The organism is Neobacillus niacini, from assembly GCF_048572935.1.
In the GTDB taxonomy this organism is placed as follows: Bacteria; Bacillota; Bacilli; order Bacillales; family Cytobacillaceae; genus Neobacillus; species Neobacillus niacini.
This window is the reverse complement of sequence record NZ_CP183883.1, coordinates 1,015,564-1,040,197: the sequence shown is the minus strand read 5'-3', so window position 1 is coordinate 1,040,197 and position 24,634 is coordinate 1,015,564. Positions and strand designations below refer to the sequence as shown.

At 41.6% G+C, this 24,634-nt stretch carries 24 protein-coding genes; 9 read left to right on the top strand and 15 right to left on the bottom strand.

What is annotated here, in order from left to right:
- Positions 1 to 68 precede the first annotated feature (68 nt).
- Entirely contained in the window at positions 69 to 1,043 is a 975-nt protein-coding gene (pta, locus tag ACN6MT_RS04935) for a phosphate acetyltransferase (protein WP_419954959.1), read from the bottom strand.
- A 235-nt stretch (positions 1,044 to 1,278) separates the two neighbouring features.
- Between pta and hemQ the strand changes: the two genes are divergently transcribed.
- Both hemQ and gerQ read left to right on the top strand, forming a co-directional pair.
- Positions 1,279 to 2,022: a hydrogen peroxide-dependent heme synthase gene (gene hemQ, locus ACN6MT_RS04930; RefSeq protein ID WP_419954958.1), complete on the top strand. Its 744-nt coding sequence runs from the start codon at positions 1,279 to 1,281 to the stop codon at positions 2,020 to 2,022.
- Between the two features lie 212 nt (positions 2,023 to 2,234).
- Complete coding sequence (gerQ, locus tag ACN6MT_RS04925; RefSeq protein WP_063254752.1) at positions 2,235 to 2,699, top strand: spore coat protein GerQ; 465 nt, start codon at positions 2,235 to 2,237, stop codon at positions 2,697 to 2,699.
- Positions 2,700 to 2,742: 43 nt separating this feature from the next.
- Here gerQ and ACN6MT_RS04920 read toward each other — a convergent pair whose 3' ends face one another.
- From ACN6MT_RS04920 to fdhD, 13 genes are all read right to left on the bottom strand, one after another.
- Positions 2,743 to 3,114: a DUF423 domain-containing protein gene (locus ACN6MT_RS04920; protein WP_063254751.1), complete on the bottom strand. Its 372-nt coding sequence runs from the start codon at positions 3,112 to 3,114 to the stop codon at positions 2,743 to 2,745.
- Positions 3,115 to 3,397: 283 nt separating this feature from the next.
- Entirely contained in the window at positions 3,398 to 3,685 is a 288-nt protein-coding gene (locus ACN6MT_RS04915) for a YwdI family protein (protein WP_419954957.1), read from the bottom strand.
- Positions 3,686 to 4,127: 442 nt separating this feature from the next.
- Entirely contained in the window at positions 4,128 to 5,147 is a 1,020-nt protein-coding gene (locus tag ACN6MT_RS04910) for a MoeB/ThiF family adenylyltransferase (protein WP_419954956.1), read from the bottom strand.
- Positions 5,148 to 5,175: 28 nt separating this feature from the next.
- On the bottom strand, positions 5,176 to 5,409 hold the full coding sequence (gene moaD, locus ACN6MT_RS04905; RefSeq protein ID WP_419954955.1) for a molybdopterin converting factor subunit 1: 234 nt from the start codon (positions 5,407 to 5,409) through the stop codon (positions 5,176 to 5,178).
- Positions 5,402 to 5,866: a molybdenum cofactor biosynthesis protein MoaE gene (locus tag ACN6MT_RS04900; RefSeq protein WP_063254746.1), complete on the bottom strand. Its 465-nt coding sequence runs from the start codon at positions 5,864 to 5,866 to the stop codon at positions 5,402 to 5,404. The genes moaD and ACN6MT_RS04900 overlap by 8 nt, the downstream gene beginning before the upstream one ends.
- A gap of 13 nt (positions 5,867 to 5,879) precedes the next feature.
- Complete coding sequence (locus ACN6MT_RS04895) at positions 5,880 to 7,802, bottom strand: molybdopterin biosynthesis protein (RefSeq protein WP_419954954.1); 1,923 nt, start codon at positions 7,800 to 7,802, stop codon at positions 5,880 to 5,882.
- Positions 7,803 to 7,815: 13 nt separating this feature from the next.
- Positions 7,816 to 9,048 carry a gephyrin-like molybdotransferase Glp gene (gene glp / locus ACN6MT_RS04890; RefSeq protein WP_419954953.1) on the bottom strand — a complete coding sequence of 411 codons (1,233 nt, stop codon included), beginning with the start codon at positions 9,046 to 9,048 and terminating at the stop codon, positions 7,816 to 7,818.
- 6 nt (positions 9,049 to 9,054) lie between these two features.
- Positions 9,055 to 9,666, bottom strand: a complete 612-nt coding sequence (mobA, locus tag ACN6MT_RS04885) for a molybdenum cofactor guanylyltransferase (protein WP_419954952.1) — start codon at positions 9,664 to 9,666, stop codon at positions 9,055 to 9,057.
- Positions 9,667 to 9,681: 15 nt separating this feature from the next.
- On the bottom strand, positions 9,682 to 10,491 hold the full coding sequence (locus tag ACN6MT_RS04880) for a formate dehydrogenase accessory protein FdhE (protein WP_419954951.1): 810 nt from the start codon (positions 10,489 to 10,491) through the stop codon (positions 9,682 to 9,684).
- Positions 10,492 to 10,694: 203 nt separating this feature from the next.
- Positions 10,695 to 11,432 carry a formate dehydrogenase subunit gamma gene (locus ACN6MT_RS04875; RefSeq protein ID WP_063254741.1) on the bottom strand — a complete coding sequence of 246 codons (738 nt, stop codon included), beginning with the start codon at positions 11,430 to 11,432 and terminating at the stop codon, positions 10,695 to 10,697.
- Positions 11,425 to 12,255: a 4Fe-4S dicluster domain-containing protein gene (locus ACN6MT_RS04870; RefSeq protein ID WP_419954950.1), complete on the bottom strand. Its 831-nt coding sequence runs from the start codon at positions 12,253 to 12,255 to the stop codon at positions 11,425 to 11,427. The genes ACN6MT_RS04875 and ACN6MT_RS04870 overlap by 8 nt, the downstream gene beginning before the upstream one ends.
- A 2-nt stretch (positions 12,256 to 12,257) precedes the next feature.
- The gene (gene fdnG, locus ACN6MT_RS04865) at positions 12,258 to 15,230 is read right to left on the bottom strand and encodes a formate dehydrogenase-N subunit alpha (protein ID WP_419956380.1); all 2,973 of its coding nucleotides are present in this window, start codon (positions 15,228 to 15,230) and stop codon (positions 12,258 to 12,260) included.
- A gap of 82 nt (positions 15,231 to 15,312) precedes the next feature.
- Positions 15,313 to 16,074, bottom strand: a complete 762-nt coding sequence (fdhD, locus tag ACN6MT_RS04860) for a formate dehydrogenase accessory sulfurtransferase FdhD (RefSeq protein WP_419954949.1) — start codon at positions 16,072 to 16,074, stop codon at positions 15,313 to 15,315.
- A gap of 453 nt (positions 16,075 to 16,527) precedes the next feature.
- On the opposite strand from fdhD, the gene pdxK reads away from it, so the two are divergent.
- The 3 genes from pdxK (at position 16,528) to bshB2 (ending at position 18,546) form a co-directional block, all read left to right on the top strand.
- The gene (pdxK, locus tag ACN6MT_RS04855) at positions 16,528 to 17,355 is read left to right on the top strand and encodes a pyridoxine/pyridoxal/pyridoxamine kinase (protein ID WP_419954948.1); all 828 of its coding nucleotides are present in this window, start codon (positions 16,528 to 16,530) and stop codon (positions 17,353 to 17,355) included.
- 150 nt (positions 17,356 to 17,505) lie between these two features.
- Positions 17,506 to 17,856, top strand: coding sequence for a YojF family protein (locus ACN6MT_RS04850; RefSeq protein ID WP_063254735.1), 351 nt, complete (start codon positions 17,506 to 17,508; stop codon positions 17,854 to 17,856).
- Positions 17,857 to 17,874: 18 nt separating this feature from the next.
- Positions 17,875 to 18,546 (top strand): bacillithiol biosynthesis deacetylase BshB2, encoded by a 672-nt coding sequence (gene bshB2 / locus ACN6MT_RS04845; protein ID WP_063254734.1) that lies wholly within the window; start codon positions 17,875 to 17,877, stop codon positions 18,544 to 18,546.
- Between the two features lie 798 nt (positions 18,547 to 19,344).
- Here the strand turns inward: bshB2 and ACN6MT_RS04840 are convergent.
- Positions 19,345 to 20,088, bottom strand: coding sequence for a Crp/Fnr family transcriptional regulator (locus tag ACN6MT_RS04840; protein ID WP_419954947.1), 744 nt, complete (start codon positions 20,086 to 20,088; stop codon positions 19,345 to 19,347).
- 232 nt (positions 20,089 to 20,320) lie between these two features.
- Between ACN6MT_RS04840 and ACN6MT_RS04835 the strand changes: the two genes are divergently transcribed.
- From ACN6MT_RS04835 to nosD, 4 genes are all read left to right on the top strand, one after another.
- Positions 20,321 to 20,764 carry a cytochrome C gene (locus ACN6MT_RS04835; protein ID WP_419954946.1) on the top strand — a complete coding sequence of 148 codons (444 nt, stop codon included), beginning with the start codon at positions 20,321 to 20,323 and terminating at the stop codon, positions 20,762 to 20,764.
- Between the two features lie 16 nt (positions 20,765 to 20,780).
- On the top strand, positions 20,781 to 22,649 hold the full coding sequence (nosZ, locus tag ACN6MT_RS04830) for a Sec-dependent nitrous-oxide reductase (protein WP_419954945.1): 1,869 nt from the start codon (positions 20,781 to 20,783) through the stop codon (positions 22,647 to 22,649).
- 67 nt (positions 22,650 to 22,716) lie between these two features.
- Entirely contained in the window at positions 22,717 to 23,283 is a 567-nt protein-coding gene (locus tag ACN6MT_RS04825; protein ID WP_419954944.1) for a hypothetical protein, read from the top strand.
- Complete coding sequence (gene nosD / locus ACN6MT_RS04820) at positions 23,280 to 24,596, top strand: nitrous oxide reductase family maturation protein NosD (protein WP_419954943.1); 1,317 nt, start codon at positions 23,280 to 23,282, stop codon at positions 24,594 to 24,596. Before ACN6MT_RS04825 ends, nosD begins: the two co-directional genes overlap by 4 nt.
- Positions 24,597 to 24,634 lie beyond the last annotated feature (38 nt).

The following is a 24,634-nucleotide window of genomic DNA, read 5'->3' as shown; positions in this document are numbered from 1 at the left end:
TAATAGGTAGTAAGTTTATTTTAGCAAAAAGAAATAGCCAGTCCAACACTGGACTGGCATGATCCGTCTTATTTTATTCCTTGCGCCGCTGTGATTAATGCTAACTTATAGACATCTTCTTCGTTACAGCCGCGTGAAAGGTCATTCACAGGTTTATTTAACCCTTGAAGGATTGGTCCTACTGCTTCAAATCCGCCTAAACGCTGGGCAATTTTGTAGCCTATGTTTCCAGCTTCCAGACTTGGGAAGATAAACACATTTGCATCCCCTTGAAGTGGTGAATTTGGTGCTTTACTTTTTGCAACAGATGGAACAAATGCCGCATCAAATTGGAACTCACCATCAATCATTAATGATGGATCACGACGTTTTGCTTCTTCCACTGCCCCTGAAACTCTCTCTGTTTCTGGAGACTTTGCTGAACCCTTTGTTGAAAAGCTTAGCATAGCGATTCTTGGCTCGATATCAAACATATCTGCTGTTTTCGCACTTTCCACGGCAATTTCCGCTAAATCATTGCTGTCTGGCGCAATATTGATGGCACAATCAGCAAATACATATTTTTCATCCTCGCGAACCATGATGAAGACGCCAGATGTTTTCTTCACGCCTGCTTTTGTTTTAATAATTTGTAAGGCAGGACGAACTGTGTCTGCTGTAGAGTGCGCCGCACCACTTACCAAACCGTCCGCTTTATTTAGATACACCAACATGGTGCCAAAATAGTTTTCATCTAATAAGATTTTTCGGGCGTCCTCTTCAGTTGCTTTTCCTTTTCGGCGTTCAACAAACGCTGCTACTAGCTCGTCCATTGCCGCATAGCTTGCAGGGTCATAGATCTCAGCTGCATCTAAGGAAACCCCAAGCTCCTGTGCCTTAGCCTGAACTTGTTCGATATTTCCAATCAAAATAGGAGTTAGGCGCTTTTCCTCAGCCAGTCTGCTTGCAGCTCGGACAATTCTCTCATCTAAACCTTCAGGAAAAACGATTTTCATATCGCGACCGGATAATTTTTGTTTTAAGCCTTCAAATAAATCAGCCATCTTACATCCTCCCTAAATATATCTACCTAATTTAGCATACTTTACCTGTGGAAAAATTCAACTCAGGCAGCGTTTACATGACAAATGTTCTTTTATTCAAAAAACTTCACACTCGTCTTTACTATTACCTCTTTTCTAAAAATTATCCATGGTGGTTTATTCGAGCGAGTCTTGGTCAAACTATGTTATAGTAAAGATTGTAAATAAGAAGAATGATTATTTAGGAGTGATTGTAATGAGTGAAGCAGCTCAAACGCTTGATGGCTGGTATTGTCTGCATGATTTCCGTACCGTTGATTGGACAACTTGGAAAATGCTTTCAAGTGATGAACGCCAATCCGCGATTCACGAGTTTTTAAGTCTAGTTGAAAAATGGAATCACACGCAAGAACGTAACGAAGGCAGTCATGCTTTATATACAATTGTTGGTCAAAAGGCAGATTTCATGATGATGATCTTACGCCCAACGATGGAAGAATTAAATGAAATCGAAACGGAATTTAATAAAACAAAATTAGCTGAATACACCATTCCAGCTCATTCTTATGTGTCTGTAGTTGAACTCAGTAACTACCTGCCAGCTGGCGAAGATCCATACCAAAATCCACAAATTCTTGCTCGTTTATATCCGAAATTACCTAGAACAAAGTATGTTTGTTTCTACCCAATGGATAAGAAACGTGAAGGTAACGATAACTGGTATATGCTCCCGATGGAAGAGCGCCGCAATATGATGCGCAGCCACGGAATGATTGGCCGTACATATGCAGGGAAAGTAAAGCAGATCATTACAGGTTCCGTTGGTTTTGATGACTATGAATGGGGCGTAACGCTTTTTGCAGAAGATGTTCTTCAATTTAAAAAGCTTGTCTATGAAATGCGTTTTGATGAAGTAAGTGCACGCTATGGTGAATTCGGTGCTTTCTTTGTTGGTAACCTATTAGAGGTGGAAAGAGTTTCTCGATTCCTACATGTTTAATGGCTAAGTTCTCGGCTCATGCCGAGGACTTTTTTTGTCTTATTCATGAGTCATATTTCCCTTTCCCCTCTCATACTAATAAAACAGCGAGTCTAGAGTTTTAGCTCCGAATCAACTCATATCGGACCTTCCCGATTGTCACCAATTAAAGGTCTTTAGAGTATGAATAGTCTGTTGGGCATTCATTTCGTTATTTTTTAGGAGGGGAAAACATGAGTCAATATTATAATCAACAAGGGTATCAGCCTTATCCCGCTAGACAACAAGCAGGGAATCAATTTCAAGGGCAAGGACAAGGATTTTTTCCTGGTACACAACAGCAAGGATTCCCGCAGTTTCCACCGGCTAGTGCACCTCAGTCACCGCCCGGAACTGTTCAGCCGCAAGGAATGCTACCGTTAGAGCAATCGTACATCGAAAATATTTTACGCTTAAACAAAGGGAAATTAGCAACGGTATATGCCACTTTTGAAGGCAACAGCCAATGGAATGGGAAGAAATTTGTCGGCATTATTGAAGCTGCAGGTCGTGATCATCTCATTTTAAGTGATCCACAAACTGGCCAGCGAACGCTCATCCCAATGGTTGCTTTTGATTATGCTACATTTGATGAAGAACTTGAATACGAATACCCTTTTGGGGGTTCACCTGGTTTAAGTACTTTCCCGCCAAGATAATAGTAAAAGGCATTGGAACTCAAGTCCAATGCCTTTTACTATTTTATAAATCTTTTACCGTGCCAATGATCATTAAAATCCAACCTGCTAAGAAGCAAACTCCTCCAAGCGGTGTGATAGCGCCAAGTACTCCTATTTTCGTTAAGCTTAATACATAGAGACTGCCGCTGAAAAGAATAATCCCAATTAGAAATAACCAGCCTGACCAAGTAAAGAATGTACTCGCTGCCACTTTACCCAGCAGGATTCCAATCACCAAAAGTGCTGTTGCGTGAAACATTTGATAGGTAACGCCTGTTTTCCAAATATCTAAGTAATAGGGATCTAGCTTATCCTTAAGTCCATGAGCTCCAAAGGCTCCAAGTGCCACCGCTAAAAAAGCGTTAATCGCACCGATAATAATAAATGTTTTCATGTTCTCTCCCCCTTGTCCGCATTTCCTGGTTTAGCTGTTTTAATATGGTCTGTTGATTTCCGCTCCACTAAGGAAAGCTTCTTCGAATAATCACCGCAGGGACAGGCGGTTTTTGCCTGTCGCGAGGCACTTCGCTTTCCGCGGGCGGCCCGGGGAGCCTCCTCGGCGCTTAAGCGCCTGCGGGGTCTCCCCTACCCCGTCCTCCCGCAGAAGTCTTCGTGCCTTCCGCTCCAATCAACAGAGTGCAAAAATTTATTTAGTACTGACACAGCCTAGCCTTCTATTAAAAATCAAATAACGAATCGCCGTTTGCTTCGTCTTCCATTTCTAGTCTTTTTGGTTGATTTAATGTTACTGGCTGCTGAAAGGATGGCTGTACGGTTACAGGCTGATAGGCAGGGACAGGCTTTAGTGGTGCTTCCTGCTGCCTGTGCTTTTCATCCAGAATCAGCTCGCATAATATTTTAATAGAGTACACTTTTTCCCGCAAGTTTTCTTGCTTTGTGCTGTTTTTTGCCAGCGTCAATTCCTCTTCGATTTTCCTTAATAATTTATCTACAGATATATTCACGATTTTATAAACTCCTCTATATCATTCTTTATATCATCATCATACCAAATCTGACAGCTAAATAGAAATTCGACATGTTTCACGTGAAACATGTCGATTTTTAAAAAGGGCTCTGGTAAATGAGGCTGTTGATATACATTTCAGTAACAAGCGAGAGTAACATAAGCGGAGACATTCCGGTTACATGCAGAATGGAGCCTGTTTTGGGGGTAATAAGGGAAGGTTTTCCGGTTAAGCAAGTTAATCTTATCGGATTTCACGTATTTCGGGTTAATAGGCGGAATCCCTCCGTCTAATTAGGCTTTTTTTATTAGTAATTACTAAATAAGCGAGATTTCTCCGTCTATCGAGATTCTTAAAATTAATAAAATCAACCATAACCTTTAACACAGCCATAAAAATAGAAGCCGCCAATCGAATCACTGGCGGCCTTCTTTTTTGATTATCCTAAAATTCGTTGGTATATAGATTTGGCATGGGTTAAATCTTTTGTGCCGTGAATGAGCGCGCGACCGTCGTTGAAGATGACCATTCGCTCAGAACCCATTTCTACTGATAAAAGATACGGATTTCCTTTAACCGTATACCCGAGTGTGCTCAGTTGTCCTGCGAGCTTCTCTAGCGATAGGTCACCTTGTGTGGATGGACGAACTTGGACCGTATCCCGGCCGCACAAGACTGTCGTCTTTGTCATATTTTCCTGGTCTAGGTAAGGATAGGTCCTTTCCTCGCCGCACGATAAACAGCCAGCAAATTTAGCTTTACCCATTTTCAAACTAGTATATTGGTTTCGCCATAAATCAAAGCTCACAAATGAAGTCCTAACCGCATCCCAATCCTCGACAAGCATTTTCAGTACTTCTGCGCTTTGATGAGAAATCACCATTTGGACAGCAGGTGAGATGATTCCGCCTGTATCACAGGTTAATCCTTGCATAGGAATGGTCCGTAACAAACAATTTAAACATGGTGTTTTCCCTGGAATAATGGAAAAACTCATTCCATAACTGCCAACACACGCACCATAAATCCAAGGGATCTTATACTTTTGTGAAACATCATTAATGGCCATCCGCGTTTCAAAATTATCAGTCGCATCGATAATGATATCGACATCATGCACTAAGTCCTCCAGCATAGCGGGAGTGGCATCCCCGATAATCGCTTTTACTTCGACATCTGAATTGATTTCCCTTAAGCGTTTCTTAGCTGCGGCGGCCTTCGGAAGCTTTTCAGCTACATCTTCTTCTGTATAAAGCTGTTGGCGCTGGAGATTACTAGCCTCCACATAATCTCTATCCACGATGGTTAGCCGGCCAACTCCTGCCCGGGTAAGCACCTCCGCATTACCAGAACCGAGGGCACCAGCCCCTATCATTAATACATGCTTCTTGCGAATTTTTTCTTGTCCTGCTTTACCGATTCCTGGAAAGAGGACCTGCCTTGAGTATCGTTCATCCATTCTGTTTTCCCCTTTTCCAAAAACCGTATCAACCGCCGCTTACTGGCGGGATAAAGGCAATTTCATCACCATCTTGAATCACTTCATCATCTTGAGCAAATTCTTCATTAACAGCGGTCATAACGGTATCTAATTTTGGGAGATTGTAGGTCCCAGCCAATTCCGCTTTCAACTCTCCGACCGTCTTCCCCTTGGCATCTACCTTCAAATATTCTTCTCCCACTGCATCGCGTAAATGAGCGAAAAACAATATCTTATTCATTTAAATCGTCCTCCTCAGGCTTTCCACTAGGATAAGCAACGGTTTCAAGCTGGTTGCCCATCCACTCTTCACCATCTTCCCAATGCTCTTTTTTCCATATCGGGACTATTTCTTTAATTCTTTCAATGGCATAGCGGTTCGCTTCATAGGCATCGGCACGGTGAGGAGTGGAAACGGCAATAACTACAGCAATATCCGTTATATCCAGCCTGCCCACTCGATGGGTAATGGCTACCTGAGCACCTTCCCAGCGCTCTTCAATTTCCCTGCCGATTTGCTCTAACTTCTTCACTGCCATCGCTTCGTATGCATCATATATTAAAAATAGTGTCTTTTTTCCTTTGGTTAATTCACGAACGGTTCCAATAAAAGTAGTAATGGCTCCCGCATTACGCTGAACAACTTTATCTATTACAGATTGAATATCAATCGGTTCTTTCGAAATTTGAAAATTCATTTTGTGCACCTCTTCAGACCAATTTCTTTGGCTCTGCATTTTCTACCACTTCATATCCGCCAATCTTTTCGACCTGCTGTTTAAAAATTGGTGATTGAATAATCTCTATTAACAGTTTTCCGCTTTCACTTTCATAGAAGTTCCTCGTCATCAGTAAATCATACTCTTCGTCTGCAACGGGAACAAAGTCCAGGTTCATCGCTTTTGCCGCTGGAAAGATTCCTAAGCCGGCTCCATGGCTGTCTCCATTTACCTCTGCCGCTACTGCTAGATGTGAAAACATCTCACGGTCGTAGCCGATCATTTCTTCTGATGAAATACCGTTTTCCTCTAACAGCATATCGAGGAGGATTCTCGTGCCTGCACCTTTTTGACGGTTGACGAAAATCGCTTTTTTCTCAACTATATCAGCTACTGTTTCAATACCAAGCGGGTTTCCCTTTGGTAAAATCCATCCTTGCTTTCTTTTTAAAAATGGATAGAGTACAACATCCAATCCAGCTGCTAGTTTCTTAACATATGAAATATTATATTGCTTTGTATTGGGGTCAAGCAAATGAATGCCCGCTACATGGGCCTCTCCTTTTCGAATCGCCATTATTCCTGCCATACTGCCAACATGGGAGGAAACTATTTTCATATCAGAGCGGACTCTTTTTAACTGAGACGATAAAAGGTCAATGGTTAAATCGTGACTTCCAGAAAACATAATCGCGTTTTTAATTTCCTCAAGCGGTCTTAAAAGCTCCACCTCCGCAAACTCACCTTGTTCATAGCCAATTACGTTGGCTGGTACGACAAGAAGGCCATCTGCTCGAACATAGGACATCGTTACACCTGCTGCTCTTGTCAGTGGATTGGCGACAAACTGTCCATTCACATAGCCGATATTCATTCGTACAAAGTCCTCAGCACCCATACTCGAAACAATACGGCGGCCAAGTTTGACTGTTACGGTTTGTCTTTTTGGCTCAGGTATCTGCAAATACTTGCAAATTAACGGGCGTACAAACCACTCTAATGCTAAATAGGCTGAAACTGGATAACCTGGAACACCTACAACAATCTTTTCATTTATTTCCCCTAAAATAACAGGTTTTCCAGGTCTTGCGGCCACACCATGGGTAAAGACGGTACCAATTTCAGCAATGATATGAACCGTATAATCCTTTGAACCTGCTGAAGAACCAGCGTTAATAACGATAATATCAGAGGTTTCGGCAGCTTCTAGCAAGACTGACTTAATTTTTTCAGGGTCATCCTTCACAATCCTGTTAAGTCTAGGCTCCCCGCCCCATTCTTTTACAAAATTCGCAAATACTGTTCCATTAAATTCAATAATATTTCCTGATGAAAGCTGAGCGTCTGCCTCAACAAGCTCATTCCCTGTTGGGATAATCGTGACAACTGGTTTTTTGATGACCGGAATATGGAGCTGCTGACTTGCTAATAGAACGCCTAAATCTGCAGGTCTTAATATATGTCCCTGTGGAAACAGCATTTCCTCCTGGACAATATCCTCGCCGATTGGGCGAATATGCTGCCAAGGTGTTGCCGGCTCAATGATTTCAATCGTTTCCTCATCAATCATATCGACATGTTCAATCATAATGACGGCATTATACGGAGCAGGAATGGCATTTCCTGTATCGACAATGGAAAAGTCCTTACCCAGCTTAAGCCGTAATGGATTCTGTTCATGAGCGGTATATGTTTTTTCTGCAATAACCGCAATACCATCCATTGCGGAGGCATGGTAGTGAGGCATGGACACATTTGCAAAGATTGGCTCAGCCGTCACCCGTCCAAGGGCGTCACTTGTTGGGACCATTTCAATTTCAAGGGGCAGCTGAAAATTTTCGAGAATTTCTCGCTTTGCTTCCGATCGGGGTTTGTCCTCTAAATATATTTTCCGTTTATAGCGTTTCTGGTCCATATTCTTATCCCCCTCATCGTGTTGCAATCACGGGAACATAGTCTCCCTGTGATATTCCCTCTTTTTCTGAACTAATCTCAACAATTCCATCACTTTTTACTAGTGTCGTAATTAAACCTGATTTCCCAATGATTGGCTCTGCCCACCATTCTCCTTCTTTCTCAAACAAACGGACCCTTATATAATCAGACCGTCCTGGTGCGGAAGGGATATTTTTTGTAATACGGGCAAAAATGCGATCAGGTGTCTTATCTATTTTTTCGCCTTTTAATTTTCTTAAAATTCTTTCACCAAAAAGCATGAAAATAATCATCGCTGAAGCTGGATGGCCAGGCAGGCCAATGACAGGTTTTCCATTTGCCATGGCAAGAATCGTAGGCTTTCCAGGTTTGATTGAGATACCATGTACAAAAACGCCTGGTGAACCTAGGGATTGAATCACATCTGTGGTGTAATCCTTGGCACCGACTGAGCTTCCCCCTGAAAGAATTAAGCAGTCCACTTCATCATATAGGCCTTGAGCTTTTTTCTGAAATTCCTGATAGTCATCTTTTACGATTCCACCATATACAACCTCGATATTCCATTGTTTAGCGAGTCCTGCAATCGTTAAAAAATTGATATCCCGGATTTGCCCTTCTGCAAGTTTTTCTGTTTGATAGGGTACAATTTCGTCACCAGATGATAGATAACCAACCTTTAACTTACGATAGACCGTAACATGACTAATTCCAAGCGAGGCAATCGCGCCTAACTCCTGAGGTCTAAGCATTGTCCCTTCTGGAAGAAGAACTTCCCCTTCACGGATATCTTCACCTGCACGAATAATATTTTCTCCAGGTGCCACTGGCTTGTAGGTGTTTAACAGCCCATCATGGTCTTCACAGTGTTCAATCATGATCACACTGTCACTGCCCGGAGGAATCATCCCTCCTGTTGGGACATAGACTGCCTCGCCTTGACCAACAGAAATCAGGGCAGACTCACCCATTCTGACTTCTCCCACCACCGTTAAAAAACCCGGCATAGAATCAGATGTACCATATGTGTCTTTTGCTTTAACAGCATATCCATCAACGGTTGAGCGGTCAAAACCAGGGACATTTTCCTTCGCGGTGACGCACGCCGCAGTTATATAATGGAGAGCCTCTTCAAGTGAGCGCTCCTCGGTATCTTTTATAGCTGGAATTTGTTCTTCAATCATTGCAAAGGTTTCTTCAACTGTTTTTACTTTGAAAAATTGCACTGTGCCTTACATCCTTCCTGCATCATCAGCTTCAAGCCACTTTTTAGCGTCCTCATACTCATGCGGGTGATTCATATTGAAAAAGACACGCTCCAAATCAATGTTACTATCAACTTCTAAATCTTTTTCCGTTACATACAGGACATTTACATGTTCAAGCAGATGTTTAATCGGAAGACGTCCATTTTCAATACATTCCTCAATTTTCTTGACCGTCTTCTTTTGAAAAACCGCACAAAGGGTTTGCATTTTTCCATTTACAACTGGCACTACAGCATCATAATGGTCTATTTTTTTCACAAGTGCCGAAGCCAGCTCACCAGAAATAAACGGCATATCGCAGGCTACAATGAAATTCACATCATAGTCAGTGGCCAATAAGCCGGCATGAAAGCCTGCCAGCGGTCCCTTTCCAGGATAGTGATCGGACACCATTTTTACCCCTAAGGACTGATACGTTTCCATATCATTGGTCACAAGGATGATGTCATCAAAATAGACTTTAAGAATATCAACCATTCTTTCTATTGTTGTTTTCTCATTCAGTTTTAAGAGAGCCTTGTTCGTACCCATTCTACTAGATTTTCCACCTGATAAAATAATAGCCGCAGCCTTCATGAATAGCGCACCTTCTTAATTTGTTTGTTTTATCTGTCCAACTGCTTGGTAACCTTGTTCTTGGGCTACAAAGTCTAGGTGAATGGTATTTAGGTCCAGCATGGAAGCGGATGGCTTGCTGAGATATTGTCTTGTATCTATCACTTTAATATATCCTGTACACTTGTCGCAAACCTGGATTTGAGAGGAAGCATCGCCCTCGATTGTCAAGAACTGAATGGTTTTATGGTCATCATTACCACAGTGTGCACATTCAACCCTTTTTGCATTCCAATGTGCAAGACAGCGCGGACAGGTCATCACTTTTTTCCCTTCATCCTCTAGAACCGCAAGTCGTGCAGGTTCACCGCAAATTGGACATCCAGAACCAGGAACACCATGAGTAATGTCGTGCTGTATTTTTTCTGCGGTTACCTGCAAATATGGTCGAAGCGCCGTTTCTGCAAGAAATTGCGGAATCCACTCTTCTAATCCATTTTCTTCAGCAAACCTAGCAAAATAAACACTGTTAAACGAAAAGGCCTCATCAATCCAGCGAATGGCTGTTTCTTCGTCTAATAGACTCAGAACTACTGAAAGCTTTGGTTCCAATTCAGCGTTATTTTTTGTTAATAGTTCATTTATCTCCTCTATCCACTGTAGGAATAGTGAAATTTCAAAGTTAATAGACGTTAATGCCGCTGCAGGCACTCCTGCCGACATTGCTCGCGCGTCTAGATTAGGAATAATCGATTCTGGATTAATCCTCTCTTTCCAATTCTCCTGAAGTGCTATAATTTCCTTCTGTAAATTCAGATATTCTTTTGAAACAACGGATTTTTTCATCGTTGTGCACCTCTTTTATAATTTATAAAGCAATGGCTGTCCTGTTAAAGACAGCCATTTCAGTTTATTCGTTCTATGGCTGTGTCTAGCTACAGCGCCTAGGGGCTCGGGGTCATAAGCCAATCCGTCAAGAAGGTTAAAGAGCAACCTTCTCGCCGGCTCGTCTTATGCCTGTCGCCCCTGGGCAAGGCGCTTCCGCTTTTCTAAGCGCCTTTTTTCTTATTTTTGTTAGGACTAGTTGGTTTTTTTGGATTGCCATTCGCATCAATGTCAGGGAAGTTACCCTTTTTAACTTCTTCTTCATACCATTCTTCATAGTGCTCTTTCGCCCACCATGCTGGTACTTCTCCAGTAACAACACCGGAATAGCCTGGTCTTGAGTTTTTGTGTACAACACTCAAGTAAACATGTCCCACAACTACCGCAATAGCCAGACCGAAGCCTACGTTGTGTAATAAATATCCCCATTGAACAAGTGCTCTTGGGAAATATTCAGAAAACCACATTGGAATACCTGAACCAATAATCAAAATCGCCGTAAAAATTTGAATTAGCGAGTTGATTTTTTCACCAGCGTTAAAGAAAGTTTGTCTTACATGATCGAACCTGAGACCAAATAATTCTTTCACAAAGTTACCAAAGAATGCGATATCTCTCTTTTTCCAGGTAACCAGTTCTTTCATCCAAAGTTTAAAGCCTTTGAAGTCAAAGATTACCCAGATAAACGTTGGCATTACAAAAGCAACCGCGAAAATCCGGTGAAGGAGACGTGCTCCCTCTGGTCCGCCAAGAACGGGATATAACCAGTCAAAAAACTCCGTATACATTGGAAGCGCGGTGATATAAAGAGCAAAGAACGAAATTGCGTTCACTGCATGCGCCCAGACAAATGCCTTGGAAAAACGTTTTACTTTTACTGTCGACTTTTGAGGTTTACTCATGGCTTTCACCTCCGTCTTCGTCATGACCATTCGTTTTTTTACTGAAAATCTTGTTGGTAATAAATGCTCCAACCACTGCCATCGTAGTTGCACCAATCATCATTTTACCAATTGGCTGTGCATAATCCTTCCAAACAACCGCAGATGTAGGCACTTTAGGGTTTTCAGGTAATCCATAAACAGATGGCTTTTCAGCAAGAACATAAACCGTATGAGTGCCGCCAACACCTTGCGGATTATAGACCATTGCATTCGGATAACGGTCTTTAATTTGCTTCACACGCTCTTCTGCCTTCTTGATCATGGCAGCTTTGTCGCCAAACTCCATGGCCCCAGTGTGACAAGTTGTTACACATGCTGGCTGCAAGCCTTCTTCCAAACGATCTGTACACATTGTACATTTATTTGCTTTACGGTATTTATCACCATTTTTATCTACATATTCCTTAAGGGAAATAACTTCAAATGGACAGTTATTTACGCAGTAGCCACAGCCAACACATTTCTCATGATCAATCACAACTGTACCAAATTCAGTGTAGCTGATCGCATTTTCTGGACACACTTTTTCACAAGCAGCGTCCGTACAATGGAAGCATGCGGAGTGACGGAATAGATAATCGAGACCGCCCTTTGAGTTCTCATGCTCGATATATTGCAATACATTCCAAGTATCAGCTGTTGTTTTTATATGTGATTGAGCGCTTCCGAGGAAATCCTGCGGTTCCGCTGGAAGGTCATTCCAGTTTTTACAGGCAACCATACAAGCACGACAGCCATCACATTTGGTTACATCGACAAATTTTACATATTCAGTTGCCATTGTTAGGCCCTCCTTACGTCGCAGAGGAATGCCTTATATTCAGGAATGGTTGTATTTGCATCCCCGATATGAGGTGTCAGGCGATTAGCTGTTTCCCCAGTTGCAATACCTTTGTAACCAAAATGCCATGGCATTCCGATTTGGTGAACATTTTTTCCATTAATCTTATGAGGCTTAAAGCGCTTCGTCACCATTGCATAAGCCTTTACCTCGCCGCGAGCTGAGGTTACAATGACTTCGTCTTTATTTTTAATGCCTTTTTCTTTTGCTAGCTCTTCGCTCATTTCGATATACATATGAGGTACAAGTTCTGATAACCATTCTTGGTTACGAGTCATCGTTCCAGATTGCCAGTGCTCACTTACCCGGTAAGTGGTTGCAACAATTGGATAATCTGCCTTAAATCCTCGCTTATTGAAGTCACCCTCAATTACTACAGCAGCCGGGTTTAGCTCCTGACTCGAGAAAGCATTCGGTATTGGGCTTTCAAATGGCTCGTAATGCTCAGGGAACGGACCATCATTCAATGTTGGTGCATATAGTAAACCTACTCCATCTTTGTTCATGATAAATGGATCAGTTCCTGTTGGGTCTGTTGGCGCTTTCGTTGGGACAAAGTCTGGTACATCATTACCGACCCATTTCATTTGGAGGTCATCCCACCATATAACAGCTTTATCCTTACTCCAAGGCTTACCGCTTGGATCTGCTGAAGCACGGTTATAGATAATACGGCGGTTTGCTGGCCATGAAAATGCCCAGTTCAAGTAATTGCTCATGCCTGTATCTTTATTGTCACGGTTTTTTGAACGGTTCTTTCCTTCTTCAGGATAGAAGCCTGAATAAATCCAGTTTCCAGAACATGTCGATCCGTCATCTTTAAGAGCAGCAAAGCCAGCCACCTGTTTACCAGTATTAACGTCATAACCATTGATTTCCTTACATACAAGGTCAATATCTGGATGGTGACCTTCACCATAATTCCAGTAAAGAGCATTGATTGGCGCAGCTTGAGGACCAGCTTCATTTTTATAAAGACCTTTAATTCTAGTTGCAAGCTCATGAATAATCTCTATGTCTGGTTTTGACTCGCCTAATGGTTTAATAGCCTGCCAACGGTACTGCATCCAGCGGCCGCTGTTTGAGATACTTCCTTCTTTTTCATAAGAAGAACATGCTGGGAGGAAGAACACCTCTGTATTAATCTTAGCTGGGTTGCTGCCAGCAGATTCTTGCCAGAATGCAGATGTTTCTGTTTCCCAAAGGTCAACCGCTACTAACCATTTCAGATTGCTTAGAGATTCTTTTTCTTTTCCAGCATTCGGACCGCCTACTACAGGGTTTGTTCCGAAAAGGAAAGCTCCTTCTAATGTGCCTTCATACATAGCCTTAAACAAATTAATATGTGAGTAGTTTTTATTGCCTTTTGGCAGATATTGATAGCCAAATTCATTGGCTGCCGTTGCATTCGGACCATACCAAGCTTTTAATAGGCTGGCAACAAATTTTGGCTTATTGCTTTGGTAGCCTGTTGGCGGTGTTTCTTTTGCGTTATATGCTGCAAGTGTAGCATGCTCTGGAATTGCCTTAGGTGCTGTTAAATAGCCAGGAATTGTGTCATACAATAAAGCGAAGTCCGTTGATCCTTGTACGTTTGATTCACCGCGCATAGCATTAATTCCACCGCCAGGCATCCCGATATTTCCAAGCAGCATTTGAATAATGGCGAAAGCACGAACGTTTTGTGTTCCAACGGTATGCTGGGTTGTTCCCATTGCATACATAATGGTTCCAGATTTACCAACCTGACCAGTTGCACAGAACGCTTCATAAACTTTTAATAAGTCTTCTTTTGGTGTTCCCGTTACTTTTGAAACCGTATCCACATCATAACGTGAGTAGTGTTTTTTCATTAATTGGAACACGGAACGCGGATGTTGTAAGGTTTCATCCTTTACCGGCTTTCCGTCTTCTGCTGTTTCCCATGCCCATTTCGTTTTATCATAGGCACGTTTTGATTCGTCATATCCTGAGAATAGACCGTCTTCGAATGTAAAGCTATCTTTTACGATAAAGCTTGCGTTAGTATATTTAGCAACATACTCTTTGTGGTAAAGATTATTATCAAGGGCATGCTTGATCATCCCGCCCATAAACGGAATATCCGTTCCGGAACGAAGTGGAGCATAAATGTCTGCCATTGACGACGTTCTTGTGAAACGCGGGTCAACAGAAACAATTTTTCCTCCCTTTTCCTTCGCCTTTGTTAACCATCTAAAGCTGATTGGATGGTTTTCAGCAGGATTTGCGCCCATAATCAATGCACAATCAGTATACTGCAGATCATTCCAATGGTTAGTCATTGCTCCACGACCAAATGAAGGTGCCAGACCGGCAACCGTAGAACTATGTCATATTCGTGCCTGGTGCTCTAAGTAGGTAACACCAAGCCCTCTCATCATTTTTGCAAGCAGGTAACACTCTTCATTATCAAGAGCTGCTCCGCCAAGGCTTGCAATTGCCTCGGTCTTATTTACAGTTAAGCCGTTTTCTGTGGCTACAAATGTTTTGTCACGTGTTTCTTTTACACGTTTGGCAATGGTTTCATACATCCATTCCCAGTCTTTTTCTACCCACTTATTGCTGCCTGGTGCGCGATAAAGCGGTTTCTTTACTCGTTTTTCAGAGGTATATAATTGTCTAATAGTAGTACCCTTGCTGCATAGCTTACCTTCGTTAATTGGGTTATCCGGATCCCCTTCCGTATAAACCACTGTGTTGTCCTTTGTATGGACTAAAATTCCACAGCCAACGCCGCAAAAGCAGCAAATGGTTGGTGTTACAGTTGATTTGGCAATTTTAAATTCTTTAGTTGCTGCATGGGCTTTTTTTGTATCAAAGCCTAATTCAACAACAGCCAATGTTGCCGCAGTAGCTCCTGACAACTTCAAGAATTGCCGGCGGTTTAAGTTGATTTCAACCATTTTTCTATCTCCTTCCCAGAATTGAATAGAACATCCCTTTTTCTCTAATTACTTACCTTGTTTATTCCCCCTTTCAATGCATCTCTACAGCGGGTTCCTCCACTACATCATTTTGAACTCGGCCTGTTGAGGTATAAATATTAGCCATTTTCCCTCGTAAATAGCCAATTACCTCGATATTTAAATATTTAGCCAGTTGAACAGCCTGTTTGGTGGCTGCTGTTCGTGAGCCAATAACAGGAAAGCCAAATTTTGCTGCTTTGGAGAGCATTTCATATGAAACCCGTCCAGTTGTTAATAAAACTAACCTTTCAGGCTGCAAACCCATTCGTATGGTGTGGCCAATGATCTTATCGACTGCATTGTGCCTGCCAATGTCTTCACGGACGGTGATATTGCCTGCTTCGTCAACGATACAAGCTCCATGCATTCCGCCAGTTTCTAAGTAAAACGGTGAATTTTGAGCAAATTCACTTCGCTTTTTTAATAAATAACTCAATTTATAGCTGTGCCCAGAAGACACTTTTCGAAAGTTTTTCACGTCTGTCATTGAGAAAAATGTAACACCGCGGCCGCAGCCTGCTGTATAGTGCTTCTTCTTCGTAAACAACTCTTCTTCATTAAAACCATTCAGAAGTGAAACATGTATGCTGCCCATTTCATCATTTATGCTAATGGAACCGACGTCACTCGCTCCGTGAATAAATCCTTCCGAAAACAAATAACCATAGGCCCAATCCTCTAAATCATGTTTTGTTAGTTGAAATACGGCAATTTCATACCCATTTAAAACTAAAGTAATCGGGTATTCATCAGGACATCCTTTGCGGTACATTGTTTTCCCTCCTTTCAGGAAATACCTTCATGGCGTTTCAATTGTAATGATGTTACCCAGCCTTCTCAGCGACATTTGTCACAATGAATAGGAATTAGCTATCTATATTAAACCTATAATAAATGTCGGTCCCTTGATTCACAGGCTTTGACGAATTTCGGTCGATTTTGTGTCGGATTTTCGAATTTTTGTCCAACTCAGTTTCTTTAGGACTATAAAATAAAGCATTGTAAGCGATACCAATTATTCACGTGTATCTTTAGTACTATCGTACGATGAGTCATTTTTCTCTGAAGTAAGATTTATCACATAAAACTATATAATTAGGGTAAAAACGGTAAATTGTCATGTTTCCGACAAAATCAGAGTGATTGTAAAATTTCTACTATATTTTCATGTTTGTTTTATAATAGGAATAGTGAGATTCACCAACTCGTTTTAGGAGGAGTACATATGACAATCAAAAAGGTTATGACAATCGCTGGTTCAGATACAAGCGGGGGTGCAGGGATTCAGGCCGATATAAAGACATTCCAAGAGTTAGGTGTTTATGGGATGACCGCCCTGACTACTATCGTAACGATGGATCCAAAGGATTGGCACCATAGTGTTTTTCCAATCTCCGTTGAGACATTAAAACCGCAAATTGATACTGTCTTATCTGTAGGAATTGACGCAATGAAAACAGGTATGCTTGGTACTGTTGAGATTATTGAGTTAGTGGCAAAAGTCATTGATGAACATAAATTAGAAACTGTCGTAATCGATCCTGTTATGGTTTGTAAGGGTGAGGATGAAGTCTTAAATCCAGAAACGACCGACGCTATGCGTGAGCTATTATTACCGCGTGCGTTAGTTGTGACACCGAACCTGTTCGAAGCAGGCCAATTAGCTCAAACTGGTCCGGTTAAAACATTAGAGCAGATGAAAGAAGCTGCCGTAAAAATACATGATTTAGGTGCAAAGTATGTTGTCATTAAAGGCGGAAGCAAGCTTTTAACAGAAGAAAAGTCCATTGACCTTCTATACGATGGCAAAAACTTTACTGTATTTGAATCTGAGAAGGTGGAAACAAACTTTACACACGGAGCAGGCTGTACCTTCTCGTCTGCTATTACAGCAGAGCTTGCTAAAGGCAGTTCTGTTGTTGAAGCGGTCGAGGTGGCAAAAGACTTCATTTCAGCTGCCATCAGCCAGGGCTTCCGCCTAAATGAATTTGTCGGACCTACTTGGCATGGTGCCTACCGCGGTGCTAAAACGGAATACTGCACAGATTGCTAATGGTAAAAAACCAGAGTCGGACCTTGGGTTCGACTCTGGTTTTTTTAAAGCAAGGATTTCGCTTTTTCAATGTGATTTTAGTATGATAGTTACATTATTAAATACACTTGTTTTGATTACATACCTTGCATAGAGAAAGGAGATAGAATTATGGAACCGATTAAGAATCATCGCCAGGTTCAAGAAGCGATTAACGCATACGCGAACCAGGATGTATACATTCACTTAGAAACGACAAATGGTGCCTATGCATCTCATCATGATCAAACTTTCTTTTCAGCAGGTGCCTATATCCGCAACGCATTGGTTCGATACGAAATTGGGAAAATCACCGGAAACGACCCCTATCGTGTTGGCTTAAAAATAAACCTTGGCTGGATTTACGCGGAAGGTCTCACTCATTTTGAAGTAGATGAGCAAAACCGTTTGCTTCTAGCTGGTCATGATAACAAAGGAAAACTCGCGGTAGCTCTTGAAATCAGTGCTACACCGTTTGAGTAAAGGAAGGAGCTGCCTATTATGGAAAAAGAACGTCATGTATTAGTCATCTTTCCACATCCGGATGATGAAGCATTTGGAGTGTCAGGAACCATCGCCACTCATGTACAGAATGGTACTCCTGTCACCTATGCTTGTTTAACCTTGGGCGAGATGGGAAGAAATATGGGGAATCCCCCTTTTACCAACCGTGAAAATCTCCCAAAAATTAGAAAAGAAGAACTTAAGGCTGCTGCAGCGGCATTAGGTATCCAGGATTTAAGAATGCTTGGGTACCGTGATAAAACGGTTGAGTTTGAAGACGATGAAAAACTGGCAAATGCGATGTTATCTATCATAAATGAAGTAAATCCATCATTAATCATTACTTTTTATCCAGGCTACTCTGTTCACCCTGACCATGACGCCACCGGCGCGGCCGTTGTCAGAGCAGTAGAAAAACTCCCCGCGGACGCAAGACCTACACTGCATTGTGTGGCTTTTTCAAACAATTGTGTCGAGGAACTCGGTGAGGCCGACATTGTCCATAATATTAGCGCCGTTGCGGATAAAAAGCTTGCTGCGATCCAAGCACATCGTTCCCAAACAGAGCAAATGTTTGGCGACGTGACGGAGAAGCTGAAAAACCAAGACCCACAAATGATGGTATGGATTAACAACGAACGATTCTGGACGTATAAATTTGAAAAATAACTCTCTTCACTAAAAATACTTATTGAAGACAATTTCAGGCTGACTCATTAGAGATATGTCCTCAAGACTGCTTATTGAGGACATATCTCTACTAACTCTTCTGAGTTTTGTCCCCAAGAGCCCTTATTGAGGACATATCTTTACTAACTCTTCTGAGTTTTGTCCCCAAGAGCCCTTATTGAAGACAAATCTCTATTAGTTCAACTGAGTTTTGTCTCCAAGAGTCCTTATTGAGGACATATCTCTACTGGCTCATCTAAGTTTTGTCCCCAAGAGTCCTTATTGAGGACAAATCTCTATTAGTTCAACTGAGTTTTGTCTCCAAGAGCCCTTATTGAGGACATATCTCTACCAGCTAATCTAAGTTTTGTCCCCAAGAATCCTTATTGAGGACATATCTCTACTGGCTCATCTAAGTTTTGTCCCCAAGAGTCCTTATTGAAGACATATCTCTACCAGCTTATCTAAGTTTTGTCCCCAAGAGCCCTTATTGAAGACAAATCTCTTCTGGCTAATCTGAGATTTGTCCCCAAGAGCCCTTATTGAAGACATATCTCTATCAGCTAATCTGAGTTTTGTCCCCAAGAGCCCTGATTGAGGACATATTCTACCAGCTCATCTGAGTTCTGTCCCCAAGAGCCCTGATTGAGAACATATCTCTACTTGCTCATCTAAGTTTTCCTCAAGAGCCCTTATTGAGGACATATCTCTACCAGCTCATCTGAGTTTTGTCCTTAAAAAGCCTTATCTTCACAAACAAACCCTTCGCCCAACAAAAACATGGACGAAGGGTTTATTTTAATAGGAATGATTCATCAGCGCACAAAGCCGGCACATATCAAGAATAATGATTTTCCTTGATTTCATTTCGATGATTTCCTCTTTTTTCAATTTTGAAAATACCCGGCTTACACTTTCCCTCGTTGTCCCCACCACGGTTGCAAACTCCTGAATCGTCAAGGGTATCTCAATGTTCCATCTTGATGTAGAGGTATTAAATTTATTCCCTAACCGTTCTAACGTCTTCACTGTCTTCGCATAAACATCTAACAACGCTACGTCCCTTAATGTTGAGGTCATCTCGCGCAGCGAATCACTCATGTATTGAATCATTTGAACAGCAAGCTCCGGATATTCATGAAGCCCTTTCTCTAATTCCATTTTATCCAAATAGAAAAGCTGTCCATCTTGGAGCATGGTGGCGGTGGCTGGATACAGCTCTGAAGTCTTTGAAAACAGACAAGCCTCCGCAAACACATCGCCCTTTTGCTTCATACAAACGATGATCTCATTTCCACTTTCATCTTGTTTCGTCAGCTTTACGGCTCCAGCTTGGATAAAAAACACCCCTTTGGCCGCGTCATTCTCACAAATCACTTGTACTCCTTTTTTAACGTTTAACGTCTGAATACGATTTGCGATAAGATGAAGGGATTTCGCCGATAAATCCTTAAAAATCACAATTTTCCGCAGGAAGTCTTCGAGTTTCAACGCCCTTACTCTTCCTAAAGGCTGTTCCTCTAAAGCATGTACGGGATTCATTTTTGCCCTCCTCTCCTTAAAGTTTCATTTATTTGTTACTTCCCATTGTAGTAAAAAAAGCCGCAGCTCGAAGTGATTATCTTCACAAAACGTTCAATTTTTAAAACACTTACATATCAAGCTCCTTCACAAAACGTTCAAGATTATATAAAAAACAGTGAGGTTCATCACAAATTCACGCTTGAAATCCGATTAGGATGAAGTTGTTGAATAGACAGAAGGAGGGGGAAGTATGAAAAAGGCAATTATCAGCTTTGCAGTCAGCATTGTAATTGGTTTTGGTCTTGGTTACTTGGTGTTTGGTGTCATTATGGGAGATTCTGATAAACAGCCTCAAGTTGCTCAAACAGAGCCAACCGAGGAAAAAAGCACAACAGAAGACCAAAAGGAAGAAACAAAGACGGAAACAGCTGCTGTTGACGCCGATAACATTCTTAACAGCAAGGGCTGTCTCGGCTGCCACGCTGTTGATAAACTTGGCTTAAAAGGTGGAGCCACTGGTCCAGACCTTTCTAAAGCCTTTACTGAGGTTGAAGGCAAACACGGCAAGCCGATTGAGGAATTCTTAAAAGAACCAACTTCAGCCGTAATGTCGAGTGTAATTGGCGGCAATCCATTAACAGATGAAGAACGCACACAAGTGCTAGATATGTTGAAACAAGCTTCTGAAAAATAAAAAGGCGGTGTGATAGATGAAGAAATGGGTTCCAATTGCCTCTGGTTTACTAGCAGGTTTTGTAGCAGCAACGATTTCATTTGCCGATTTTTCACAGAGCACAAACACTCAAGTTGCCTCAGGAAGTACGAAAAGTAACGCAGAGAAAGTTTATGTTCCCTTCGGTGAAAAAGATGATTATTACTTATTTGCGTCAGGCGGCCACTCTGGTCAAATGTTTATCTATGGTGTTCCATCCATGCGTCATATCCGTACCGTACCGGTCTTCTCACAAGACTCTGCAACAGGATATGGATTTGATGAGCATTCTAAGAAAATGATGGGCGGGTACACATGGGGAGACCTCCATCACCCAGCATTCTCTGAAACAAAAGGTGACTATGACGGTAAATACATGTTTGCCACAGATGTCGGAAACAGCCGTGCAGCAGCGATGGATTTAGAAACGTTTACGGTTAAAGACATTATTAATGTTCCAAACACAAGCGGTCCGCACTGTGCGGCGTTCGTTACGGAGAATACTGAGTACATGTTCCTGCCAACACGTTTCGCGGTTCCAATTGGCTCTGAATACAAGTCTTTAGACGAATACAGCGACCAGTACCGCGGTGTAATGTCAGCCGTAACTTTTGACCAAAACAAAGAAAAGCTTAACATTGCCTACCAAGTGGCGCTTCCGCCATGGTCTTATGATTTATCAGACGCCGGAAAGAAAAGCTCTGCTGATTGGGCAGTTATGACCACTTACAACACAGAAGAAGCAACTACGAATCTAGAAATTAACGCCTCTCAGGCTGACCGTGACTACATTGTTCTTTTTAACTGGAAAGAGCTAGAGAAAATGGTCGCTGAGGGACAATATGATGAAGTTACTGGTCAAAAAATGATTTTCCCTGAAAAGCATAAGGGCGGTATTTACTTAGTTCCTGTTGCAAAATCACCGCATGGTGTGGACGTAACACCTGACGGTAAGCACTTTATCGCTTCAGGTAAGCTTGCACCATCTATGACAGTGTTCTCTTTTGAAAAAGCATTTGAAGCCGTTAAAAACCAAGATTTCACTGGTGAACGTAACGGTATTCCAATCTTAAAATATGAATCTGTCATGGAAAGAGAAGTTAACCCTGAAAACGCGCTTGGACCGCTTCACACTCAGTTTGATGATAAGGGTATGGCCTACACAACGATGTTCATTTCTTCTGAAATCGTGAAATGGGATCCTAAAACAGGCGAAACGTTAGACCGTGTTCCTGTTCAGTATTCACCAGGCCACTCTGTAGCAGCTGAAGGTGATACTGTTTCACCTGATGGAAAATGGCTGATTGCCTTGAACAAAATTGCAAAAGACAGCTATTTATCCGTTGGACCTTCACATCCTGAGTCTATGCAATTGATTGATATCAGCGGCAAGATGAAAGTGATTCAATCTTCACCTGTAAACCCTGAGCCGCACTACGCTCAAATTATTAAGGCAGATAAGATTAAAACGATTGAAGTTTATCCGAAGGATGAAAACAACAAGCTTGCAACCTACAAGCAAGAGGATGCGAAAATCGTCCGCAATGGAAATGAAGTTCATGTCTACGGTATCGCCATGCGGTCAAAATTTATCTTTGACGCAAAAGCAAAACGACCTGATGTGATTGAAGTCAATCAAGGAGATAAGGTGTTTATCCACTTAACGAATACGGATTTTGATGAGGATATTACCCACGGATTTGCCATCAACAGCTATAACTTAAACATGGAAGTTCAGCCTGGCCAAACGAATACGCTAGAATTTACTGCAGACAAAGCAGGTACGTTCCCGCTTTACTGTACTAACTTCTGTTCAGCCCTGCACCAAGAAATGACTGGCTACTTCCTTGTTAAACCTACAAAGTAAAATGGATGGTAAGGGTATCAATTGAATCAATTGGTACCCTTCTCCATTTAGAAAGGACTTGTTTTACATGAAGGCAAAAAAATTATCACTTGTTTCATCGATATTGATTGCCCTTGCTGCCGTCCTAGTCGGACTTTCATTATTCTTTCCTTGGTGGCAAATGATCTTCTTTGCTCCGCAGTATCCAGAAGGGTTAAATATCATTGTTTACCCTAATAAGCTCGAAGGCGAGATTGATATCGTTAACGGTCTGAACCACTACATTGGAATGGAAAACTTCAGCGAGGAGAACTTCCCAGAATTAGCCTATCTATCCTACTTAGTAATTGGTTTAGCCGTGATTACTCTATTGACAGCCATTCTGCGAAAAAAATCAGTGCTATATGGTTTAATTGGTGTGTTTATCCTTGGCGGCAGTCTCGGTGTTTGGGACCTTTCACGTGCCCTTCGTAAATTCGGCACCAACTTAAGTCCAACCGCACCGATAAAAATTGACCCATTTGTTCCGCCGCTTATCGGGCATAATACAGTTGCAAACTTTGTCACAGAAAGTATCCTTGGCTACGGCTCTTATTTCCTAATTGCAGCCTTTATTTTATTATTGATTCCGCTATGGAAGGATCGAACAAGATGAAAAAATTACTGCTCTTTCTTTTCGTTTTCTCTATCACTTTTCTAGTATTTCCCGAGAAAAATAGTGCTGCCGAAAACTTGCAAGCCATGATCGACAGCTTGGAAGAAGGAGCAGTTTTACAACTTGAAAATAAAACATATGAGGGCAATATCGTCATCAATAAATCAGTGACTTTAGTTGGCACTATTAATACGGTGATAAAAGGAGATGGAACGGGAAATGTCATCTCGATTAAAGCTCCTAATGTGACCATAAAAAAACTTAGCGTCACCAATAGCAGTATGGACCGTAACTCTTCTGAAGAGTATGCGGGGATTAAGATTCATACCAACGGGAATGTAATAGATGACATCAAGATTACAGATTCCTTTCATGGAATCTATTTAAGTCAAGCACACGAAAATAAAATCACCAACGTTGAAATCCAAGGGATGGGCAAAGGAGAAATTGCGGCACAGGGTAATGGAATTCATATCTATTACTCCAATCACAACCTTTTATCCCATAACACCATCGAAGGAACGCGTGATGGCATGTTTTTTGACTATGGTAACAAGAATGAAAGCTATCAAAATAATATTAGTCACACACGGTACGGTCTGCATTACATGTATTCCGATGAAAATATTTTTAAGAAGAATACCTTTACGATGAATACGGGCGGCGCTGCGGTCATGAATTCCAATCACTTAGTTTTAGAAGATAATCACTTTATCGTAAACTATGGAAACCAATCATTTGGATTACTGTTGCTGCAAGCCAATGATAATCAGATTAAAAACAATACGTTTTACATGAACCAAAGAGGAATGTACATTGACCAGGCTACAAGAAACCGTTTTGAAGGCAATAAAATTTCTCAAAACCAAATTGGAATTGAGCTTTGGGCCAGCTCCAATGAACAAATTTTTTCTAAAAACCTTATTACCGAAAATACAATTCCCGCTGTTACCATTGGTGGAAGTGGTGAAAATAATTTCTGGAGTTATAATGGCAAAGGAAATGACTGGGGAAGCTCCTTCCCGCTCACCGATTTAAACCAGGATGATATTGGGGACTTTCCTATAACTTATCACTCTTCTTTATATCAATTACTCGAAGACCAAGAATTATCTTATTTATTTTTAAAAAGTCCCGCATTACCCATCTATGAAAAATTGAATGCGGTATGGATGGACGAAAAAGTTATGTTTAATGACCCACACCCGCTGGCTGCTGCTAAAGGCAAGAACCATTTCATCTTAATAGCCGCTGCAGGGCTGGCCGCAGTGTTGATTTTAATAAAGGCACGTTATCGTAATAATAATTGTTAAAATCCTAAAGCCGATTTTAACGTGGAAATAGCTATTTT